A 20,255-nucleotide genomic window follows, 5' to 3' on the forward strand; every position below is an offset into this window, starting at 1 on the left:
GCTGATCAGGGGAGTGCGGGCCCGCTAGTGTTTGCGCGGATTGCCCTCGTCTGTTGGCGGGAGTTGGGCGGTTTTCCGGGGAGGTGACTCGATGTGGAGGCAACCTGGTGGTCGGTAGGTGGGTGGTCCGGGTGGTTTGCGCGCTGGTGGTGGTCGGCGCGGGCGTGACGGGTGTGGCGGGGGGCGCTGAACCGGCGGGTGTGTATGTGTCCGTTGGGGAGTCGAGCGCGGCGGGGCCTTTTATCGCGGACCAGGTCTACCCGCTGGGCTGCTTCCGGTCCGACCATAATTACGCGCATCTGACTGCTGCTGCGCTCGGGCTGACGTTGCGGGACCCAGCGTGTTCGGGGGCGAAGATCGCGAATATGTATGTGGCACAGCCGTTGCCGTTCGGCGGCTCGAATATCCCGCAGATGGACGCGGTGACCTCGGACGCGGCGATCGTATCGGTGGACTTCGGCATCAACGATTACGCCGACGACGGCTGGACCGCCACCGCGCTGGCGCCGAAATTGGCTGCGCTGCTCGACGATATTCGTGCCCGCGCGCCGCAGGCCAGGATCTTTGTGATGGGCAAGATCGAGCGGGTGCGCGCGGGCGGCTGCTTCCCGCAAGTGCCCCTGCCTGTGACACAGGCCGACCTGATCTACTCCGGCGTCGAAGCCGTCAACGCGGTGCTGGTCGCTCAGGCCGCGGCGCACGGCGCGATCTTCGTCGACGTCTACCCGGCGAGCGTGGGCCACGACGCATGTGCGCCGGAGGACGATCGCTGGGCCGAAGGCATCTTCCCGAGCTCACCCGCACAACCGTTGCACGCCAACGCCGTTGGACATCAACACGAGGCGCAGCTGCTCATCGAGGCGATCCGCGAGAACACCTGATCGGCCTCAGTTCGTGGGCAGTTCGATGCCCTTGGCGGCGGCCAGCGCGGTGAGCTTCTCCATCTCATCGATGGCGACCGCGACATACGCCTTCAGCCGGCCGTCGTCGTCGCGGCGCAGCAGGTATTCGTAGTCGCCGTCGGTGAGCAAGGCGCCGTCGCTGTCGTAGAAATGCCAGCGCACGTGGATCCTGGTGAGGCGGGCGGTGAGGTCGGCCTGCTCGAGCAGGGTGTGCCCGACGGAGGCGAGGCCGAGTGCCTGATAGAAGGGGTAGGACTGTTTCAGGCCTGCGGCCATCTCGGTGGTGGAGGAGAGCGTGCCGACGAAGGTGTCGCTGAGGATCATGCCGGGCATACCCCAGTGGGTGACCGCGCGTTCGGCGTCGAACGTGCTCAACGATTCTTGGTATTCGACTAGAAACGCCTCGATTTCATCCCGAGTGGTAGTCATATCGGCCAACGTACCCAGACCGGCCGACACCCACACTGTTCACACCGAATCCATCCGGGCCCTGGCCCTGGCGATCGCCTCGTCGAGGTAGCGGATGATGTCGGCGCTGGTGCCGGGGCGGATCATCAGGGCGCGGTTGGCGGGGACCTCGTAGTACCGGCCGTCGGCGGTGTCGATCCAGCGGAGGCGGCCGGTGCGCAGCGGTTCGGCGTTGCGCGGGCCGAGCAGGACCGCGGCGATGCCGCGGGTGCCGCAGGATTGGCGCCAGAAGCGGCGGTAGCGATCCTTGACCTCGCTGGCGGGGGCGCTGCCGAACGGGTCGGGGCGTTCGTCGTTGAGATCGTCCAGCAGGAAGGACTTTTCGCCCGTGGTGCCCGCGGCGGTGTCGGGCAGTAGTCGCACCAGCTCGGTCGCGAGTTGGTCGACGCGGCAGCGGCGCAATTGGACTCGGCCGCCGGTGGGCGCGGGCGTCTGCTGCGCGATGATGCCCGCACCGCCGCGACTGGCGCAGCCGATCGCGCGCAGCTCGACGCCGTCGTTGGTGTTGACGTTGCCGAACAGCTCGATGCGCCAATCAGGTTGGGCGAGCACGGTGATGGCGCGGGACAGCGGGGCGCGCTCGGGGCGAGCCAGCTCGTCGCGGAATTCCCGCTGATAGTTCTGGTATTCACGCAAACCGGGAAAGCGGCTGGTGAAGCGGAACGGAAAGGGCAGGCGATCGAGGCCCGTGCCGAACCAGGCCGCCGCGAACTGTTCCGCCGACAGCGACCACTGTGCTGTCACTTTTCCCCGATCACCGGCGGCACCGTCTTTTCCACCTCACCCAGCAGTTCCTTGGCGTGCTCCTCGGTGCGCAGGAAGCCAGGAGACTTGTGCTCGCCGTCGTCCTCGCCCCTCGTTCGGCCGCCGTTCGGAAACATGCCGGGATATCCCGACGTGCCCGGAGCGCCGGTTCGACCGGGGGTGGCGGCAGGTTGCGGTGTTGCCGCGCCTGCCGTGGTGGCGGGCAGCGGCGGGCGGGAGGTGCCTGGGCGTGCTTCATTGTTCGGACCGGCCGAGGTGGGTGGAGCTGCCGAGGTGCTTGGGCGATTGCCGGTGCTCGGCGCGCCCGACCTGCTCGGTGTTCCGTCGTACGAGGCCGAGGTGACGGTGGCCGGTGTCGACGGCAGTGTCGTGGTGGGGATTCCGGTTGTGATCGGGTTGGCCGAGGAAGTCTGGGTGCTCGGCGACGTCGGGGTGGTGGCGGCGGTTGTCGCCGCGGCGGGTGTGGTGGCTGCGTTGTTGTTCTGATTCGGCGAAACAGACTGCGCAGCTGTGTCTTCCGGCTTGCCCCCGGTATCGGGGGTGTCAGTGTTCGAGGAGTTGCCGGACTTGTCGGTCGGCGCCTGTTTGCCGGAATCCGTACTGGCGGAACTGTTGTCCTCGGTGCGGGAGCCGGTGTTGTCGGGAGTCTTCCCTGGGATCGGGTTCGTGCCGGGGTCGTTACTGGTATCACTGCCGGGCGTCGGCGCGACGACCGGGCTGATCGGCGGCGGGAGGGTCGGAATGGCGGGGGCCGTGGTGCCGTACGGCTGGATGTACTGCGTGGTCATCTCGTCGCGCGCCTGCTCCTCGTTGGAGTTGCGTAGCTCGGGCCCGCGTGGATTGGTCGAGGTGTCCACCACGTCGGGCACCGATATCTTGAACTTCGCCGCCGCGCTCGCCGCCTGCGACAACGGTGTGCTCTGCGCGTGGAGCGTCGCACCGAACTCGCCGACCTGGGTCGCGTAGTCGCGGATGCCGCGCACCGCGCTGTCGGCCGCCGCACCCTCCCAATGCTGTTCGACCGCCTGCTTGATGGCGGTCTCGAACTGGTGACCGGCGTCGGTCACCGCCGTCGCTATTTTCGACCAGGCATCGAACGCGCTGCCCAGCCCCTCCGGGTTCATCCCGTCGGCCGCCTGCTTGATCTCGGCGTGGGTAAAGCTTTGCGCGTTCTCGGGATTGGTGATCGCGCGGCCATCGGTCTGTTTCATGATCGCTCCCCCCGTGGGGTTGTTCAGCTGCCCGCCGGCAGCAATGGTGCGACTGCTTGGGCGATTTCGGTGGCGACATCACAGGCGGGCAGGCTCTTGCTCGCCTGTGTCTGCGGAACATTGGTCAGGACGTACAGCGACCCGGACTGCATCTCGATGTTGACCGAGCAGCCGCCGGGGACGTCGGGCCGGGCCTCGTAGCGCACCGCTTTGCGCGTGCCCGTCGGGACCTCGACGGCGGCCGGAAATTTGTCCCGCACCTGGGGGAGCGTGCTGTTGGTCGTCTCGATGACGAAGCCGTAGCCCGCCTTGGCGACATAACGGCAGCCTTTCCAGACGATGCCACTCGCGCTGTCCTGCTTGGGTTCCGGCGGTTTCGCGTCCCATCGGTGCTCGCCCAGGAACTGTGGCGTCAGCGCCGTGCACGGGTCGAATGCCGTCGGCTGGTTGGATCCGGTCGACGTGGTCGCGGCGGCTGCGGACGATGTCGGTGAGACGCCCGGTGTCGGTGTGCCCGCACCCTTTTCCTCGCCGCATCCGGCTAACAGTAGAAGTCCCGCCGCTGCTGCCGCGAAACCGATTCGCGGAGTGGCCGTTCCACTGACTCCGAGGTTCATACGCCGAGCTCCCGCAGCTTGGCGGCGAACCCCGCGTCGGCATGGACGTAGCTGTCGCGGATGGCGGCGAACATGGCCTGGATCTCTTGGGCGACCGCGATGTAGTCGGTGATGGTGTCAAAGGCGTTGTTGGGGCCGCCGAATGCCTTCTCGCGGAACAGGGTGACCAGTTCGATGGCGGACGACAATCGGGGATTGGCTTCGCCTAGACCCCAATACGATCGCTCACCGAGTTCGCGTGCGTCGGTCTGCACCGCCACCAGCGAATCGATCAGGTCCTGACATGCCTTGTCGATATCGACAAACCCCTGCGGATCCATCCGCACCTGCAACGCCCCGGACTTCGCATCCTCGATGTACCCGGGAAACGGGCTGTCCACCGCCATCACCGTCCCCTTTCATGAGTGCCTCTGACCCTATAGACGCGCCCCGCCCCGCTTCGGTTCCATCGAAACACAGTGAATTCTCCGGTGCGGGCACATCGGCGGATCGACCCCGCATACTGGTCGGCCTCGAATCAATGCGGGGTCGAAACCGCAGCGCGGCCAACGGTTTCAGTTGATCTCGGTCGCGCCGACCATGGTCGGGTAGTCCTGGAGGTCGATGTCGTTGGCGGCCTTGTCGGCGTACTTCGCCATCATGGTGAACATCCACGACCCGAAGAACCAGTTGCGCAACTTGATTCCGTGCGCGGTCTTCGGCGCGAGGAACCGGCCGGCGTTGCTGTTGCCCATGATCTTGGCGTAGCCCTTCATGATCTCGTTGTAGCGCGCGAAGGCCACGGTGTAGTCGCCGTTGGCGACGGCGAGTTCGCCCGCGATGACGTACGCGCCGACCACCGCGAGCCCGGTGCCGAAGCCCGCCAGGGTATTTCCGTACGCCGAGTCCCCGACCAGCGCGACCCGGCCCTTGGTGTAGGCGCCTTTCATCCGTACCTGGCTGAGCGAGTCGAGGTAGAAGTCGTTGAAATCGGCCATCTCGCTGAGCATCCGGGGAACGTCCCAGTGCATGTCGGCGTAGACCTGTTCGACGATGCGCCGCTGGGCCGCGGTGTCGTCGCGGGAGTAGTCGAGCTGGGGCGACATGAACATGTACAGCTGCTGCGCCTTCGAACCGCCGCTGATCGCGAGTTTGCCGGGCGAATTGTGGCCGTAGGCGGTAACGCGCTCGCGCGGCCCGGTGGCGTCCTTGCTCCACGGGCTAGCTCCGGCGACGCAGTAGTAGTGGCCGAGGTACTTGACGAAATCCTTTTCCGGCCCGAAGGCCAGCTTGCGTACCCGGGAGTGGATGCCGTCGGCGCCGAAGACCAGGTCGAAGGTGCGCGCCGGGCCGTGCTCGAATTCGACGTGCACGCCGTCGGTGAGTTCGGTGAGCGCGCTGATGGAGTCGCCGAACAGGTATTCGCAGTGCTCCGCGGTGCGCTTGTACATGATCTCGGCCAGGTCGCCGCGCAGGATCTCCACGTCGCCGCCGGTGAAGTCGCCGGACATGGTGGCCAGCCGCTTGCCGGTCTCGTCGACGAAGACGGTATCGGTGGTGCCGGTCCGGCGCTCCTTGATGTCGTCCAGGATGCCCATGCGTTCCAAGACGGTGAAGTGGGTCTGGCCCTTGAAGTCGATGGCCTGGCCGCCCGGACGCAGGCCGGGGGCGCGCTCGACCACGGTGACGTCGAAGCCGTAGCGGTGCAGCCAGTAGGCGAGGGCGGGGCCCGCGATGCTGGCGCCGGAGACGAGGACGGACTTGTTACGCATGATGACTCCTGTGGTTTAACCTGCGTCCTATGGAAACTGTTTCCGCTGGACACGAATTAGAGTATGGTAGACACAGTTTCAAGTCAAGCCGTTCTTCGGAAGGATTTGCTCATGGCGACACCGACCACCGTTCAGCTGCTGTGGGGCACCCAGCAGCGGCCCAAACGTGGGCCGAAGCCCGCCCTCTCCCTCGACGGCATCGTGGCCGAGGCGGTGGCTATCGCCGATGCCGAGGGGCTCGCGAACCTGTCGATGCAGCGGTTGGCCGAGAGCCTCGGCTTCACGAAGATGTCGCTGTACCGGTACGTGCCCGGCAAAGAGCAGTTGATGGCGCTGATGCTCGACGCGGCCATGGGCCCGCCGCCGGATACCGCTGCGGCGCATGGCGATTCGGCAGAAGAAGTCTGGCGCGCCGGCCTGCGGCTATGGTCCGAATCGATTTACCAGCGCTACCGCGCGCATCCCTGGTCCATCGAACTCACGGTCGGTGCGCGCCCGTTCGGCCCCAACGAGATGGGGTGGACGGAGGCCGCGCTTGCCGCGCTCACCGGCACCGGTCTCACCGGCTCGGAACGCCTCGACACCATCGTGCTGGTGCACGGTCACGTCCGGAGCCTGGCTCATCAGACGCAATCCTTGGGTGATGATCCGGCCGGGCAATTCGCCGAACAGTTCGCGGAGATGATGGCCGAGGCGGGCGATCGTTTTCCCGCTGTCGCCGCAGCTTTCGCCGAGGAGGCGGCGACGCCCGGTTCCAGCGGCTCGAATGACGCCCTGAACTTCGGCATCGAACGCGTGCTCGACGGTCTGGCCGTCCTGATCGCGCGCCGATCGGGCGGCTGAGCCGTCGCGTTCGACGTCCGCGAGGCTGCCACACCACCTGATTACCGCCTATCGTCGGAACATGACCCAGGACCTCGAACTACAGCAGGACGCGATCACCACGGTGCGGCAGTTCTTTGCCGCGCTCGAACACGGCCCCGTCACCGACGCGCTGGACCTACTGCACCCGGACGCCGTGTGGAAGAACACTTCGCTGCCCGATATGGGTAGCGGGCTGGCGCGCAAGGTACTGCTCGGCCTGGATCGGGACGCGCTCGGTTTCGCGGTGGAAATGCACCGCATCGCCGCCGACGGCAATATCGTGCTCACCGACCGCACCGACATCCTGCGCTTCGGCCCGATCCGCATCGCGTTCTGGGTGACCGGAACCTTCGAACTGCGCGACGGCCGAATCATCCTGTGGCACGACCATTTCAGCTGGGAGAACCTTCTGCGCGGCACGGCCGTCGGGCTCTTCCGCGCCGCACTGCCGCGCGGCTGAATCGGCCGTGCGGCCGCGTTAATCCGGCTGCTGGTCGAGGAACTTTCGCCAGCGTTCGACGGACTCGATCATGTCGCGACCGACGAAGTCGAGGAACCGGCTGGTGTGCTGCGCGCGGTCGCTCGCCGGTGTGCCCGCGCCGAATATCTCGGCGCCGCGCCGGACCACCTCGGCCAGGTCGGCCACCTGCCGCGCGCTGACCAATGTCGCATGGATCCAAATGTTTTCGTCGACCACGTAGCGATCCCGGCGGCTGCGGGCGTCGCGTTCGCGCTGAATGAGTCCTTGGTCTTCCAGCATGCGGACGGCCGAGGAGATGGTGGCGGGGCTGACCCGAAGCTGTTGTGCCAGTTCAGCGGCGGTGAGGCTGCCGCTGTCGGTGGTGTACAGGTGGGCCAGCGCGGCGGCCGCGGTGCGCGGCACGCCGGCGTTGGCGATCTGTGCGGTGAACCGGGTCATGAATTCGTTGAGGGCCGGATCGCCTGCGGCGCGGGTGTTTTCGGGTGCCGCGCCGCGATCCCGATGCCTGCGGGCGCGTTGCTCGGTCGCCCGGTGGGCGCGTCCGGGGTGGTAACGACTCGGGCCGCCGTTGCGGATGACCTCGCGGCTGACGGTGGACGTTGGCCTGCCGAGCTGCCTGGCGATCTCGGCGTACCCGAGCCCTTCCGCGAGGCCGTCGGCGATCTGCCTGCGATCGTGCTCGGTCAGCCTGCCACCGGGCATGGGCTCGCCTCCTGAATCGGGCGGCTGCCGTCGAACTGCCCAGAGCTCGGCAGCCAGGCTGTCCCTTCGACCCGCCCGCAGAACTGACCACCCTGCCCTCGCTCGTCCGCATGAATTTCCCTGATGGCCACCGCGGTTGGCTCGCCACCGGACACGCGACCGTCCGCGCCGTTTTCGCCGACCCGCGCTTCAGCGTGCGCTACGAGCTGGGGCACAACCCGCTCGCCGATACCGGCCCGATGCCACCCGCACCGCCGGGCGACATGCTCGGTGTCGACCCGCCGCTGCACACCCGCTACCGAAAGTTGTTGGCGGGCAAGTTCACCGTGCGCAGGATGGCCATGCTCACCGAGCGCGTCGAGGAGATCACGACCGAACACCTGGAGACCATGGCGCGCGACGGCGGTCCGGTCGACCTGGTCGAGTCCTTCGCCTTTCCCGTCCCAGCGCTGACCGTCTGCGAACTGCTCGGCGTTCCCGCCACCGATCGGAACACCTTCCGGCAGTCCGTCGCCGTGGCCAACGACCCGAGCGCGACCATGGACGAGCGGACCTCGGCCTACGCGGCGGTGGTGAAATACCTCCGCGAACTGGTCGTCGCCAAGCGCGCGGCGCCCACCGACGACCTGCTCAGCGACATCACCGAGAGCGACCTCGACGACGACGAGCTCGCCGGCGTCGGCGCGCTGCTACTCGGCGCGGGCTTGGACACCACGGCGAACATGCTGGCGCTCGGCACCTTCGCGTTGCTGTCCCATCCCGCCCAGCTCGCCGAACTACGCGCTCGCCCCGAACTCGCCGACCAGACCATCGAGGAGCTCATGCGATACCTGAGCATCGTGCACACCACGCCGCGCACGGCGCTCACTGATGTCGAGCTCGACGGACAGACGGTCAAGGCGGGGGAGACGGTGACGCTATCGATCCAGGCGGCCAATCGCGACCCGGCCAAGTTCGACGAGCCGGACACCTTCGACATCCGCCGCAGTGCGGTCGGCCATGTCGGCTTCGGGCATGGCGTCCACCAATGCCTCGGTCAGCAGCTCGCTCGCGTCGAGATGCGGGTCGCGTTGCCCGCCTTGCTGAATCGCTTCCCGACATTGCGGCTAGCCGTCCCGGCGCAGGACGTTCCGCTCCGGCACGACATGGATATCTATGGCGTGCACCGGCTCCCGGTCACCTGGTAGGAGTGCCCCGTGAAGATCACCACCGACCGCGACCGCTGTATCGGCGCGGGGATGTGCGCGCTCCTCGCGCCCGAGGTGTTCGATCAGGACGCCGACGACGGAAAGGTACGGATACTCGACCCCGCGCCGCCGCCCGCGCAACACACGATGAGCAGAGAAGCGGAGCAGGTGTGCCCGGCCGGCGCCATCATGGTTGCGCCGGACGGGAATTCGTAGCCGACGGACCGGGCGATCAGTTGTGCTCGGTCAGATACTCCAGATAGAACGGCCGCAGCACCTCGGCGATCTCGCCGTCGCCCGCGTGGATGTAGTCGTCCAGCATCGGCAGCACGTATTTGATGTCCGCCTCGCTCTCACCAAGGTTGCCCGCGGCGGCCTCGGCCGCCGGGATCGAGGTGAGCAGCCGCCACAGGAACTTCACGTCCCCGTGCCGCACGGCCAGCTTCACCGCCCGATCGTGCAGTTCCTTCGACGACAACTTCTCCAGGTCCTCGTTACCGGCCATACCCGCGACTCTAACGGGACCCACCGACCGGCGGCGAGGGCCGGTCCGTCCGCTGAGCCCAGTCGTCGTGCCGACGTAGTTCAGCACTGGCTGATCGCCGATGATGCGGCAATGATGCTGGTCACGTCGTCGGCGTCGAGATGAATCCGCGCTGGACTCGGCCGCGGCCGCGAAGGCGCCGTTGAGCGGCCGTATCACTGCGCACCGGCCGGTTTGGGAACGGCTGGCGCGGGGTACGCGGGCCTGGGTGTTTCGGGGTTAACGACAAATTCACGGACACGCCTACCTGTGCGGGAGCGGGGAAGCGTAGTTCGGCGGTAGCGTCGATGGTGCGGGCCGCGGCGGTGTGGCTCGTACGGGAGGTCCTGACCGTGACTGAGCTGATCAGTACGAGGGGGCCGGCACCCGGCCCTCGTGGCATCTGACGGTAACGCCAGATCCCATCAGGACGGACCGGTCCAGCGAGATCGTTCGTGCGGGTGCCGCGCGGACAAAGAGGAGCCCACCGTGACTGCTTCACGCTCCGTTCCCGCTCCCTCGGCGCAATCCCGTTCCGCGAAAGGCGGAACCGCCGCGAAGGGTGCACACCCCTCGCATTCCCCGGCCGATACCTTTGTCATCGACACTTCGGTCCTTTTGTCCGATCCCTGGGCGTTCACCAGGTTCGGCGAACACGACGTCGTGCTACCGCTGGTGGTCATCAGCGAACTCGAAGGCAAACGGCATCACCATGAATTGGGCTGGTTCGCGCGGGAAGCCCTGCGCAACCTGGACGATCTTCGCCTGCAGCACGGCAGGCTCGATCAGCAGGTGCCGATCGGCACCGAGGGTGGAACGCTGCAGGTGGAACTGAACCACACCGATCCCGCGGTCCTTCCGGTCGGATTCCGCACCGACACCAATGATTCCCGAATCCTGGCCTGCGCACTGAATCTGGCGGCCGAGGGCCGCCAGGTGGTGCTCGTGTCCAAGGACATTCCGTTGCGGGTCAAAGCGAGTGCGGTGGGCTTGCAAGCCGACGAGTATCACGCACAGGACGTCGTCACCTCCGGCTGGTCCGGCATGGTTGAACTCGACGTCAGCACGGCGCAGATCGACCAGCTCTACTCGGACTCCGTCCTCGATATCGATGATGCCCGGGAACTGCCCTGCCACACCGGCATCCGGTTGTTGGGCAGTAGCTCCAGCGCGCTCGGCCGGGTCACGCCGGACAAGCGGGTTCAGCTGGTGCGCGAACGCGAGGCGTTCGGCCTGCACGGCCGGTCCGCCGAGCAGCGCATCGCGCTGGATCTACTGCTGGACGAGAGCATCGGCATCGTCTCGCTCGGCGGCCGGGCGGGCACCGGCAAATCCGCGCTCGCGTTGACCGCGGGCCTGGAGGCGGTGCTGGAGCGGCGAACTCAGCGAAAGGTGGTTGTTTTCCGTCCGCTCTACGCGGTCGGCGGCCAGGAGCTCGGCTACCTGCCGGGAAGCGAGAGCGAGAAGATGGGTCCGTGGGCCCAGGCGGTCTTCGACACGCTCGACGGGCTGGCCAGTCGCGAGGTGATGGAGGAGGTGCTCGCCCGCGACATGCTGGAGGTGTTGCCGCTCACCCACATTCGCGGCCGGTCGCTGCACGACTCGTTCGTGATCGTCGACGAGGCCCAGTCGCTGGAACGCAACGTGCTGCTCACGGTGCTCAGCCGGCTCGGCACCGGTTCGCGGGTGGTGCTCACCCACGACGTGGCCCAGCGCGACAACCTGCGCGTCGGCAGGCACGACGGGGTGGCCGCGGTGATCGAGAAGCTCAAGGGTCACCCGTTGTTTGCGCACATCACGCTGACCCGCAGTGAGCGCTCGCCGATCGCGGCGCTCGTCACCGAGATGCTGGAGGAGTACGGCCCCAACGCCTGAGTTGGGTGGTGTGTTTCCGCTCACAGTCGCCGGGTAATATCCCTGCGATAGCTGTTCGGCATGACCCGGCGTGTCCCTGGTGGATTCGCCGGGTCATTGCTGAACATCGGCCTAGGCTGCCAGCGGCGTCACCGAGTCGGCGACGTCCTCGGTAAGCCACTTTCGAGAGGATGGAAATGCACCACTTCGCTCGACGAACGGCTGGATACACTGCCCTGCTCGCCGCAGCAGGCCTGATCGTCGCCGGCTGCAGCAAGGACGACGACAAGAACGACAACAACGCGGCGGCGTCCATCACGACCACCGCGGCCGCGATGCAGCACGGCGAGGAGCACGCCTCGGGTGCCGCGGAGGAGACCAAGATCGCTACGCAGCGCGGTGACCTCACCGTCTCCGGTGCGATTTTCAACAAGTACGTGGCGTCGGGCGGTCCGGCCGGCGCGCTCGGCGCTCCGCTGGAGGCGCAGGAGTCCGGTCCCGAGGACGGCAAGTACCAGGACTTCGTCGGCGGCACGGTGTACAAGGCCAAGGACGGCGAGGCGCACATCGTCTGGGGCGAGATCCGCAAGGCGTGGGAAGACAACGGCGGCGCCATGGGCAAGCTCGGCTACCCGACCAGCGACGAGAAGGACATCGCGGGCGGCAAGGAGAGCGACTTCTCCGGTGGCACGATCACCTGGGTCGACGGCAAGACCACGGTCACCCCGAAGCAGTAGTCGGTGCGGCGTCCGGGACGCCACGACCGGTCCCGGACGCCCGTCCAGTCTCATTCCAAAAATCCCCGTATCACGGGCTCAACCGCTAGGTTGTCTAGGTGCAAACTCTCTTGACCGATCGCGAGTTGCTCGAATCCCTCGCGCTGGACGTGGAATCCATTCTGCGCCGTCACATCGACGCCGCCGACGGATGGCAGCCGCACGACTTCGTGCCGTGGGACGACGGTCGCAACTTCGCGTTCCTGCATGGCACCGACTGGGCGCCGGAGCAATCCGAGCTCAGCGACGTCGCCAAGCTGGCCCTGACGGTCAGCGTGCTGATCGCGGACAACCTGCCCTCGTACCACCGCGAGCTCGGCAAGTACCTGCGCACCGGTGCCTGGTGGCGCTGGGTCGGGCGGTGGACCGCCGAGGAGAACCGGCACGAGATCCTGATCCGCAACTTCCTCATGACGACCAGGTCGGTGGACCCGGTCGCGTTGGAGCGGATGCGGATGGACAACATGACCACCGGCTTCCGCCGCCCCGGCATGCACCTGCTCGACGTGCTCGCCGCCTGCGCGTTCGAGGAGATCGCCGCCGCGATCCGGCATCGCAACACCGCCGCGCTCGGCGAGAGCCCGATGGTCACCGCGATCGCCGAACGCATCGCGGTGGACGACGAGCTGCAGGCGGTGGTCTTCGCCGAACTGGTCGAGGCGGGCCTGAACGTGGCGCCGGACCAGGCGATGCGCGCCATCGCCGACCAAGTCGCCGGCTTCACGGTGCCGTCGGTGACGCTGGCCGACGGGCGCAACAGTGACGACGTGCTCGCCGAGGCCGGGATCTACGATCCGGCCAAGCAAGACGAGCTGGTGTTCAAGCCGCTGCTGCAGCGGTGGAACGTCTTCACCCGGACGGATCTCGGCGAAGAGGGCGAAAAGGCCCGCGCCGAACTCGCGTACCTGCGCTGAATTACTCCCGGTCGGCGCGTGGATTTACCGCGCCGACCGGATTCTTTCTTGCGCCGCGAAAAATGTGATGAAACACACGCGGCATTGCTCGCGATTAGCTGAGTACATCCGCAATGCGCGGACGCAAGAAAGGAAAGAATCATGATTGCAGCAATTCTCGGCGGCCTCTTTGCGCTGGCCTCTGTCGGCGCGACTGCATTTCTCGCCGCACTCGGCATCTTTTTGTGATGCCCGGCGCGGGTACGTCTGCTTCGGCTGACATACCCGCGCACACGCACGTTCGGGCGTCACGTTGGACCATGAGGGTGTCCAACGTGCCGCTCGACGTAGCGTCGAAAGTAATTGCTATTTCTTATCTTTGACCTTCGCCATCGACAGCACATCCAATCGCCGGTCGAGTTCTTCCTCGGTGAGCTTTTCATCGAGCAGGCCGCGATCGATAACCGTCTGGCGAATTGTCTTCTTCTGTTTCAACGCTTCCTTGGCGACGGCCGCCGCTTCCTCGTAGCCGATTGCCGAATTCAGTGGCGTCACAATGGACGGCGAAGATTCCGCCAACGTGCGCAGGTGATCGACATTGGCGACCAGCCCGCGCACACACCTGTCGGCGAAGAGCCGGGAAACATTGGCCAGCAAGCGAATCGACTCGAGCAGATTGCGCGCCATCACCGGGATATAGACATTGAGCTCGAAGGCACCGTTCGCGCCGCCGAAAGTGACCGCGGCGTCATTACCGATCACCTGCGCGGCGACCTGCGTAACCGCCTCGGGCAGTACCGGATTGACCTTGCCTGGCATGATCGAACTGCCGGGCTGCAGATCGGGCAGCTGGAGCTCGCCGAGACCGGTCAACGGTCCCGAACCCATCCAGCGGATGTCGTTGGCGATCTTGGTGAGGCTCACCGCGACGGTGCGCACCGCGCCCGACGCCTCGACAAGTCCGTCCCGCGCCGCCTGCGCCTCGAAGTGATCCGCCGCCTCGCGCAGCGCGTCCAGACCGGTCGAGCGGACCAGTTCCGCGACGACCTTCCCGCCGAAACCGTCGGGTGCGTTCAGGCCCGTGCCGACGGCGGTGCCGCCGATCGGCAGCTCACCGAGCCGCGGCAGCGTCGCCATCAGACGATCGATGCTCGCGGCGATCTGCCGGGTGTAACCGCCGAACTCCTGACCGAGCGTCACCGGCACCGCGTCCATCAGATGGGTGCGGCCCGACTTGACCACGGTCCGCCACTCGGTCGACTTGTCCAGCAGCGCCAGCCGCAGGTGCTCGAGCGCGGGCACCAGATCGGTGATGACCGCCTCGGTGGCGGCCAGGTGCACGGCGGTGGGGAAGGTGTCGTTGGACGACTGCGACATGTTCACATCGTCGTTCGGGTGCACCGTGACGCCGTTCGCCTTGGCGATCGAGGCGATCACCTCGTTGGCGTTCATGTTCGAGCTGGTGCCCGAGCCGGTCTGGAACACATCGATCGGGAACTGATCGTCGTGCTTGCCCTCGGCGATCTCGTTCGCCGCGGTGACAATGGCGTCGGCCTTGGCCGGGTCGAGCAGGCCGAGATCCCGATTCACCTTGGCGCAGGCGGCTTTCAGCAGGCCGAGCGCGCGGATCTGCGCGCGCTCCAGGCCGCGGCCGCTGATCGGGAAGTTCTCCACGGCCCGCTGGGTCTGCGCCCGCCAGAGCGCGTCCACCGGAACCTTGACCTCGCCCATCGTGTCGTGCTCGATCCGATACTGCTGCGTCTCCTCGGTCATGATTTCGACCCTATGCCGCCTCGAGCGCCCACGGGGCTGCCACGCCTGTAGTGATTCGCACATACGGCGGCCGGAATAGAACAGACCCGCAGGCCCATCCGCCCCTGTCCACCCATCCTCGACCAAATGTCTCCCGCGCCCCGCCCGACCCAACGAAGGCGCCCTTCGATCGGATCGCACACCGACCGAGGGGGTCCTCGGTCTATCGACCGACTGAAGAGCCCCTTCGGTCGAACACAACTGCCGACTGAAGCGGTCCGTCGGTCGGTCTGGCCAAGTGAAGGGCGCCTTCGGTCGGATCAGGGGAGGGGCGGGGTTGCGTGTTCGTCGCCGATGAAATCGACCGAGGAGTACTCGCGGAGCTTGGTCAGGCGGTGGTAGGCGTCGATCATGCGGACGGTGCCGGATTTGGAGCGCATCACGATGGATTGGGTGGATGCGCCGCCGCCGTAGTAGCGGACGCCGCGGAGTAGGTCGCCGTCGGTGACGCCGGTCGCGCAGAAGAAGACGTTGTCGCCGGCTACCAGGTCCTCGGTGGTGAGGACGCGGTCGAGGTCGTGGCCCGCGTCGATCGCCTTCTGGCGCTCGTCGTCGTCGGTGGGGGCGAGCATTCCTTGCAGTTCGCCACCCATACAGCGCATCGCCGCGGCCGCGATGATGCCCTCGGGGGTGCCGCCGACGCCGACCAGGATGTCGGTGCCGGAGTCGGGGCGGGCCGCGGCGATGGCGCCCGCGACGTCGCCGTCGGAGATCAGCCGGATGCGCGCGCCCGCGTCGCGGACCTCCTGGATCAGCCCGGCGTGCCGGGGCCGGTCCAGGATGCAGACGGTCAGGTCCGACTTCGACAGGTTCTTGGCCTTGGCGACCCGGCGGATGTTCTCACCGATCGGGACGGAGATGTCGATCACGTCGGCGGCGTCCGGGCCGACCGCGATCTTGCTCATGTAGAACACCGCGGACGGATCGAACATGGCGCCACGCTGGGCGACCGCGAGCACCGCGATGGCGCCGGGCGAGCCCTTCGACATCAGCGTGGTGCCGTCGACCGGGTCGACCGCGAAGTCGACCTCGGGACCGGTGCCGTCACCAACCAGCTCGCCGTTGAACAGCATGGGCGCCTCGTCTTTCTCGCCCTCGCCGATGACAACGACGCCGCGCATGGACACCGAGTTCACCAGCTGCCGCATCGCGTCGACGGCGGCGCCGTCGCCCCCCTCCTTGTCGCCGCGGCCGACCCACCGGCCAGCGGCCATCGCACCGGCCTCGGTGACGCGGACCAGCTCTAGCGCGAGGTTGCGGTCCGGCGCCTCGCGGCGGCTCGGTGTCGGGGAAGATGCCGTCATTGCGGGGTGCCTCCTGTGCGTCGGTACAGAATTCGATGCGCCGCGCGCGGGGTCTACGCAAGCTGCCGCCTCCGGCCCTGACCGCGCGCGACGGTCCGGACGATTGTCTCACTCCGACTGGGACGGGCGTACACCCTGCTCGCCGGTTCGGGGTGGGAGATGGAGCACTGAACACGCGAGTGGATACTGAGTGCGTGTCCCCACAAAAGCCACGCATCATGAACGACTACCGGGATCTGTTCTGGTCGTTGATCCCGCTCGTGTTGATCGCCGTGGTTTTCGCAGGTCTCGCGAGCCAATGCAGTTTCGCCGCAAAGGGTCCGACGCAGGGACAGATTCCCCACTTCGACGTGCGGGCGGCGCTGACCTCCGACGCGCGCAGCCTGCCATTCCCCATCCGGAACCCGGCCCTCCCCAGTGACTGGACCCCAAACTCCGGCAGTCGCGAAAACATCAGCGGCACCGGCGGCGGCCCGATCAGCACTGTCGGCTATATCACTGGCCACGGCTCCTACATGCGCTTCAGCCAGAGCAACGCGACCGAGGAATCGATGTCCAGGTTCGTCCTCGGCTCCCGCTACGCCAGCGGCACCGAGCAGATCGGCGACCAGAAATGGATCGTCTACGCCGAACCCGGCTCGGAATCGGCCTGGATAGCCGACCTCGGCCAGTCCCGCGTCCTCATCACCGGCGCCGGCCAGCGCGACTCGTTCGTCACCCTGGCCCAGGCGATCACAGCCGCCCAGCCGCTGACCCGTTAGGCGGGAGCCACCCAGGTCAGGCCCGCTGCCTCCGCTGCCTCACCCAGCCGCTTGTCATATGTGACTACCGCGGTGAGATCGGTTGCCAGTTCTAGCGCGGTTGCCAAGTGGAGTGCGTCGAGGCTTCGTATGGTCGCGGGTGAAATCGCCGCGGCATTCGACCGTACGATTCCATCCATATCGAGCCTGTCCACCCGAGACAGGACAGCGGGGATATGAATCAGGTCGGCGGGCTCGGCCACCCGCACCGCCCGGACCAACTCGACCTCGACAAGGGCAGACGCCACCCACGGCACTTCGGGTCGATCATCGAGCCAGTTCATCAGCGCGGCGGACTCGGTCTCCAGATGGACCAGTTTCACCAGCGCGCTGGTGTCCAGATAGAGCATCAGTAGCGCTCGTCATCTCGAAGCGCCTGCAGCGCCGTGCTCGCCCGATCGGCAGGGTCCGCAGGCGCCGATACCAGCCGACGGCGCACATCCGCAAGAAAGTCTGCACGACCCCTGGTCGCAGGCCGCATCCGTCCTTCGGCAAGCATCTTGGCGCGAATATCCCGCTCCGCGTCCACCGGCACAATGCGGCCGATGACTTTGCCGCGCTCGGTGATTTCGATTGTTTCGCCAGCTTTGACCAACGCCAAGCATCGAGCTGTGTGGTGTGAGAGCTCACGGATGGGGATGGCAGTCATAGACATATTGTGCCACAAATTTGTGTCACATAGCTGATTAGTGTCGGTGGCTGACCACGTTGACGATGGTGCCGCTTGGGTCGCGGACGAAGAAGCGGCGGACACCCCACTCCTCGTCGGTCAGCGGATAGACGATGTCGGCGCCTGCCTCGGTCATCGCCGCGTGCACGGCGTCCACGTCATCGACCTCGACGCTCATGTTCGGCTGTAGCTTTTCCGCGTCGGGGCCGACGAGCAATACCTGGGCGGTGGGGTTGGACGGGGAGGCCATGGTGACTACCCAGCCGAGATCCATCGCCTCTTCGAAGCCGAGCAACTTGTAGAAGTCGCGGCTGCGCTCGATGTCGGTGGTGCGGATGTCCGGCGTGGCCCGGCGGATTGTCATTTGTGGTCCTCGAGGTCGGTGCGCGACAGCGCGTCCTCGACGCGCTTTCTGGCACCGGCCAGGTGTTCCTCGCAGCGGTTGGCCAGCGCCTCGCCGCGCTCCCACAGGGCAAGCGACTCGTCCAGGTCGAGACCGCCCTGCTCGAGCATCTTCACGACATTGACCAGTTCGTCGCGGGCGCGCTCGTAGCCGAAGGTGGCGATCTCGGCCAGTTCGGTCTCGGCGTCGCGGGGGCCGGGCTCGGCCAAGGTCAGCTCCTCCTTGTTTCGGTGTCTTCGGTGGGTCGCTGCGCGCCTAGTGCCTTCGTGCCAAGCGCTGCCGCGGAGACGGCGCCGTCGGCGACCCTGATGCGCAGCTGACTGCCCGCGGGTGCATCCTCGATCGTGCGCACCACATGCCGCTCGGTGCCCGCGACGCGCTGCACGACAGCGTAGCCACGGGCCAGCGTGGCGGCCGGGCCCACCGCGGTCAGCTTCTCGCGCAGGTGCCTGGTCGCGGTGGCCTCGGTGCGGATGTACTGCTCGGCGACGCGCCGGGCCGACGCGCGCAGGCGCTCGATTTCCTCACGGCGACGGTCGATTTCGCGCAGCGGGTCGGCGAGCACGGGACGCGAGCGCAGCTGGGTCAGCGCGCGCGTTTCCCGGTCGACCCAGCCGCGCAACGCGGCGGCGGAGCGGGCGCGCATATCGCGCACCCCGGCCAATTCCGCGGCGGCGTCGGGGACAACGCGTTTCGCGGCGTCGGTGGGGGTGGCGGCGCGCAGGTCGGCGACCAGATCGCTGAGCGGGTTGTCCGGCTCGTGGCCGATCGCGCTCACGATCGGGGTGGTCGCGGCGACGATGGCGCGGCACAGTGCCTCGTCGGAGAAGGGCAGCAGGTCCTCGACGCTGCCGCCGCCGCGGGCGAGCACGATTACCTCGACCGCCGGGTCGCGGTCGAGCTGCGCCAGCGCCTCCAGCATCTGCGTCACCGCGGTAGGTCCCTGCACCGCGGTATTGCGGATCTCGAAACGCACTGCGGGCCAACGATTTCTGGCCACGGTCAGGACGTCGCGCTCGGCGGCGCTCGCGCGGCCGGTGATCAGGCCGATGGTCTTGGGCAGGAACGGGATCGGCCGCTTGAGCCGCGGATCGAAGAGTCCCTCGGCGGCGAGCAAAGCTTTGAGCCGCTCGATCCTGGCGAGCAGCTCGCCGATGCCGACCGGGCGAATCTCGATGACGCGCAAGGACAAAGTGCCGCGGCCGGTGAAAAAGGACAGCTTGCCGTAGACCACGACCCGGCTGCCTTCCTGCAGCGGAATCGGGGACTTGCGGATCAGGTCCGGGTCACAGGTCACCGAGAGCGACATGTCCGCGGACGTGTCGCGCAACACCAGAAACGCGGTGCGGGTGCCCGGCCGCAGATTGATCTGGGTGATCTGACCCTCGACCCAGATGCTGCCGAGCCGGTCGATCCACTGCGCGACCTTGATCGCGACGGAACGGACCGGATACGGCTGCTCGGCGGAATTCGCGGGCGCGGCAGTCGGGGTCTGGGGTTGCTCGGGTTGGCCGGGGGTGGCCCGGCCAACCGTCTGCGAAGGCGTCCGGGGTTCGGTCACTGGGCCCGCACGGTGGCGATCCGATTCGTCAGCATGGTCACGAACGGCGCCCGGTCCTGGGTCTGCTGCTCGTAATCCAGCAGCGCGGTGAGGTCTTCGACGGTCAGCATGCGCAGGCGGGCGCGCAGCTGCGCGAGGGTCATGTTGGCGTAGTCGTAGCGGGTGGCTACTTCCGGCTCGCTGATCGCGGGCGCGGGGTCCTCCGCGCGGACGATCTCCGGCTCAGCGGTGTCCGGCTCGGCGACGAAGTCGACCGAGTGGCCGTTGTGCCCGGCCGGGGTCTCCTGGGTGGTGACAGGCGATTCGGGTTCTTCGGCGGCGTACAGATCGAAGGGGCTGGTGTGCGCCGCGGTGCCGCCGAAGGATTGCTCGCTGTCGAGGTCCTCGTCGAAGGTGGCCCACTCCGGCTGTTCTTCCGGAGCGTTGCCCAATCGATCGAAAACCGCGTCGCCCTTGAGCGCGAGGCTGGTCACGAACTGCTGGACGTGCATCGTCGTCTGCAGCATCTGGCTGATGGCGGTGATCGGCAAATTCATTGCGGCCGTGGGTAGCCTGCGAGTTTCCTCAATGGCGTATACGGCGGCCCCGGCGGCTACCCGGGCCAGGAACGGTGGTCGAAACATGGTCCTAGCCTGCCCGAAATGGTGTGCTATGCAAAGGTCGGGGCTCACCGGAGTGATTCTGGCGCATGGAACGGCGTGCGCAGAGTAC

25 protein-coding genes are annotated in these 20,255 nt (G+C 67.0%); 9 read left to right on the top strand and 16 right to left on the bottom strand.

Annotated elements, in window-relative coordinates; translation table 11 throughout:
• Positions 1 to 107: 107 nt before the first annotated feature.
• Complete coding sequence (locus ACIA8C_RS02295; RefSeq protein WP_397130429.1) at positions 108 to 881, top strand: SGNH/GDSL hydrolase family protein; 774 nt, start codon at positions 108 to 110, stop codon at positions 879 to 881.
• 6 nt (positions 882 to 887) lie between these two features.
• On the opposite strand, the gene ACIA8C_RS02300 is transcribed toward ACIA8C_RS02295, so the two are convergent.
• From ACIA8C_RS02300 to ACIA8C_RS02325, 6 genes are all read right to left on the bottom strand, one after another.
• Entirely contained in the window at positions 888 to 1,331 is a 444-nt protein-coding gene (locus ACIA8C_RS02300; RefSeq protein WP_397130430.1) for a hypothetical protein, read from the bottom strand.
• A 39-nt stretch (positions 1,332 to 1,370) separates the two neighbouring features.
• Complete coding sequence (locus ACIA8C_RS02305) at positions 1,371 to 2,114, bottom strand: ESX secretion-associated protein EspG (protein ID WP_397130431.1); 744 nt, start codon at positions 2,112 to 2,114, stop codon at positions 1,371 to 1,373.
• Positions 2,111 to 3,346 (bottom strand): hypothetical protein, encoded by a 1,236-nt coding sequence (locus ACIA8C_RS02310; RefSeq protein WP_397130432.1) that lies wholly within the window; start codon positions 3,344 to 3,346, stop codon positions 2,111 to 2,113. The genes ACIA8C_RS02305 and ACIA8C_RS02310 overlap by 4 nt, the downstream gene beginning before the upstream one ends.
• A gap of 23 nt (positions 3,347 to 3,369) precedes the next feature.
• Positions 3,370 to 3,963 carry a DUF3558 family protein gene (locus ACIA8C_RS02315; protein ID WP_397130433.1) on the bottom strand — a complete coding sequence of 198 codons (594 nt, stop codon included), beginning with the start codon at positions 3,961 to 3,963 and terminating at the stop codon, positions 3,370 to 3,372.
• A complete protein-coding gene (locus tag ACIA8C_RS02320) occupies positions 3,960 to 4,349 on the bottom strand; it encodes a hypothetical protein (protein WP_397130434.1) in 390 nt (129 codons plus the stop codon). The genes ACIA8C_RS02315 and ACIA8C_RS02320 overlap by 4 nt, the downstream gene beginning before the upstream one ends.
• Positions 4,350 to 4,517: 168 nt before the next feature.
• Positions 4,518 to 5,714: an FAD-dependent monooxygenase gene (locus ACIA8C_RS02325; protein ID WP_397130435.1), complete on the bottom strand. Its 1,197-nt coding sequence runs from the start codon at positions 5,712 to 5,714 to the stop codon at positions 4,518 to 4,520.
• 111 nt (positions 5,715 to 5,825) lie between these two features.
• Here ACIA8C_RS02325 and ACIA8C_RS02330 point away from each other — a divergent pair, with 111 nt between their 5' ends.
• Together ACIA8C_RS02330 and ACIA8C_RS02335 are read left to right on the top strand one after the other, a co-directional pair.
• Positions 5,826 to 6,557, top strand: a complete 732-nt coding sequence (locus tag ACIA8C_RS02330; protein WP_397130436.1) for a TetR/AcrR family transcriptional regulator — start codon at positions 5,826 to 5,828, stop codon at positions 6,555 to 6,557.
• A 61-nt stretch (positions 6,558 to 6,618) separates the two neighbouring features.
• Positions 6,619 to 7,038, top strand: coding sequence for a limonene-1,2-epoxide hydrolase family protein (locus ACIA8C_RS02335; RefSeq protein ID WP_397130437.1), 420 nt, complete (start codon positions 6,619 to 6,621; stop codon positions 7,036 to 7,038).
• Between the two features lie 18 nt (positions 7,039 to 7,056).
• Here ACIA8C_RS02335 and ACIA8C_RS02340 read toward each other — a convergent pair whose 3' ends face one another.
• Entirely contained in the window at positions 7,057 to 7,761 is a 705-nt protein-coding gene (locus tag ACIA8C_RS02340; protein ID WP_397130438.1) for a helix-turn-helix domain-containing protein, read from the bottom strand.
• Between the two features lie 110 nt (positions 7,762 to 7,871).
• Between ACIA8C_RS02340 and ACIA8C_RS02345 the strand changes: the two genes are divergently transcribed.
• Positions 7,872 to 8,948 carry a cytochrome P450 gene (locus ACIA8C_RS02345; protein ID WP_397130439.1) on the top strand — a complete coding sequence of 359 codons (1,077 nt, stop codon included), beginning with the start codon at positions 7,872 to 7,874 and terminating at the stop codon, positions 8,946 to 8,948.
• A gap of 9 nt (positions 8,949 to 8,957) precedes the next feature.
• Entirely contained in the window at positions 8,958 to 9,164 is a 207-nt protein-coding gene (locus ACIA8C_RS02350) for a ferredoxin (protein WP_397130440.1), read from the top strand.
• Positions 9,165 to 9,180: 16 nt separating this feature from the next.
• Here ACIA8C_RS02350 and ACIA8C_RS02355 read toward each other — a convergent pair whose 3' ends face one another.
• Positions 9,181 to 9,453: a hypothetical protein gene (locus ACIA8C_RS02355; protein WP_396994116.1), complete on the bottom strand. Its 273-nt coding sequence runs from the start codon at positions 9,451 to 9,453 to the stop codon at positions 9,181 to 9,183.
• Between the two features lie 507 nt (positions 9,454 to 9,960).
• Here ACIA8C_RS02355 and ACIA8C_RS02360 point away from each other — a divergent pair.
• The 3 genes from ACIA8C_RS02360 to ACIA8C_RS02370 all read left to right on the top strand — a co-directional run bounded on the left by ACIA8C_RS02360 (position 9,961) and on the right by ACIA8C_RS02370 (position 13,015).
• Positions 9,961 to 11,346: a PhoH family protein gene (locus ACIA8C_RS02360; RefSeq protein WP_150402248.1), complete on the top strand. Its 1,386-nt coding sequence runs from the start codon at positions 9,961 to 9,963 to the stop codon at positions 11,344 to 11,346.
• 170 nt (positions 11,347 to 11,516) lie between these two features.
• Positions 11,517 to 12,062, top strand: coding sequence for an LGFP repeat-containing protein (locus ACIA8C_RS02365; protein ID WP_397130441.1), 546 nt, complete (start codon positions 11,517 to 11,519; stop codon positions 12,060 to 12,062).
• A gap of 98 nt (positions 12,063 to 12,160) precedes the next feature.
• Positions 12,161 to 13,015 carry an acyl-ACP desaturase gene (locus ACIA8C_RS02370; protein ID WP_397130442.1) on the top strand — a complete coding sequence of 285 codons (855 nt, stop codon included), beginning with the start codon at positions 12,161 to 12,163 and terminating at the stop codon, positions 13,013 to 13,015.
• A 345-nt stretch (positions 13,016 to 13,360) separates the two neighbouring features.
• Here the strand turns inward: ACIA8C_RS02370 and ACIA8C_RS02375 are convergent, their stop codons facing one another.
• Together ACIA8C_RS02375 and glpX are read right to left on the bottom strand one after the other, a co-directional pair.
• The gene (locus tag ACIA8C_RS02375) at positions 13,361 to 14,767 is read right to left on the bottom strand and encodes a class II fumarate hydratase (protein ID WP_397130443.1); all 1,407 of its coding nucleotides are present in this window, start codon (positions 14,765 to 14,767) and stop codon (positions 13,361 to 13,363) included.
• Positions 14,768 to 15,066: 299 nt separating this feature from the next.
• Positions 15,067 to 16,110 (bottom strand): class II fructose-bisphosphatase, encoded by a 1,044-nt coding sequence (gene glpX / locus ACIA8C_RS02380; protein ID WP_397130444.1) that lies wholly within the window; start codon positions 16,108 to 16,110, stop codon positions 15,067 to 15,069.
• 194 nt (positions 16,111 to 16,304) lie between these two features.
• Here glpX and ACIA8C_RS02385 point away from each other — a divergent pair, with 194 nt between their 5' ends.
• Positions 16,305 to 16,871 carry a DUF4245 domain-containing protein gene (locus tag ACIA8C_RS02385; RefSeq protein ID WP_397130445.1) on the top strand — a complete coding sequence of 189 codons (567 nt, stop codon included), beginning with the start codon at positions 16,305 to 16,307 and terminating at the stop codon, positions 16,869 to 16,871.
• On the opposite strand, the gene ACIA8C_RS02390 is transcribed toward ACIA8C_RS02385, so the two are convergent.
• Genes ACIA8C_RS02390 through ACIA8C_RS02415 form a run of 6 tightly spaced genes read right to left on the bottom strand, consistent with a single transcriptional unit; the run spans position 16,868 to position 20,167 of the window.
• The gene (locus tag ACIA8C_RS02390) at positions 16,868 to 17,260 is read right to left on the bottom strand and encodes a type II toxin-antitoxin system VapC family toxin (RefSeq protein ID WP_397130446.1); all 393 of its coding nucleotides are present in this window, start codon (positions 17,258 to 17,260) and stop codon (positions 16,868 to 16,870) included. The two genes, ACIA8C_RS02385 and ACIA8C_RS02390, sit on opposite strands and share 4 nt — an antisense overlap.
• On the bottom strand, positions 17,260 to 17,559 hold the full coding sequence (locus tag ACIA8C_RS02395; protein ID WP_397130447.1) for a type II toxin-antitoxin system Phd/YefM family antitoxin: 300 nt from the start codon (positions 17,557 to 17,559) through the stop codon (positions 17,260 to 17,262). Before ACIA8C_RS02395 ends, ACIA8C_RS02390 begins: the two co-directional genes overlap by 1 nt.
• A 37-nt stretch (positions 17,560 to 17,596) precedes the next feature.
• Entirely contained in the window at positions 17,597 to 17,944 is a 348-nt protein-coding gene (locus ACIA8C_RS02400) for a VOC family protein (protein ID WP_397130448.1), read from the bottom strand.
• On the bottom strand, positions 17,941 to 18,192 hold the full coding sequence (locus tag ACIA8C_RS02405) for an exodeoxyribonuclease VII small subunit (protein ID WP_397130449.1): 252 nt from the start codon (positions 18,190 to 18,192) through the stop codon (positions 17,941 to 17,943). The genes ACIA8C_RS02400 and ACIA8C_RS02405 overlap by 4 nt, the downstream gene beginning before the upstream one ends.
• Positions 18,193 to 18,194: 2 nt before the next feature.
• Positions 18,195 to 19,544, bottom strand: a complete 1,350-nt coding sequence (gene xseA / locus ACIA8C_RS02410) for an exodeoxyribonuclease VII large subunit (RefSeq protein WP_397130450.1) — start codon at positions 19,542 to 19,544, stop codon at positions 18,195 to 18,197.
• Entirely contained in the window at positions 19,541 to 20,167 is a 627-nt protein-coding gene (locus ACIA8C_RS02415; protein ID WP_397130451.1) for a lipid droplet-associated protein, read from the bottom strand. The genes xseA and ACIA8C_RS02415 overlap by 4 nt, the downstream gene beginning before the upstream one ends.
• Positions 20,168 to 20,255: the final 88 nt, after the last annotated feature.

Origin of the sequence: Nocardia sp. NPDC051321 (assembly GCF_044455225.1) — a bacterium.
GTDB lineage: Bacteria > Actinomycetota > Actinomycetes > Mycobacteriales > Mycobacteriaceae > Nocardia.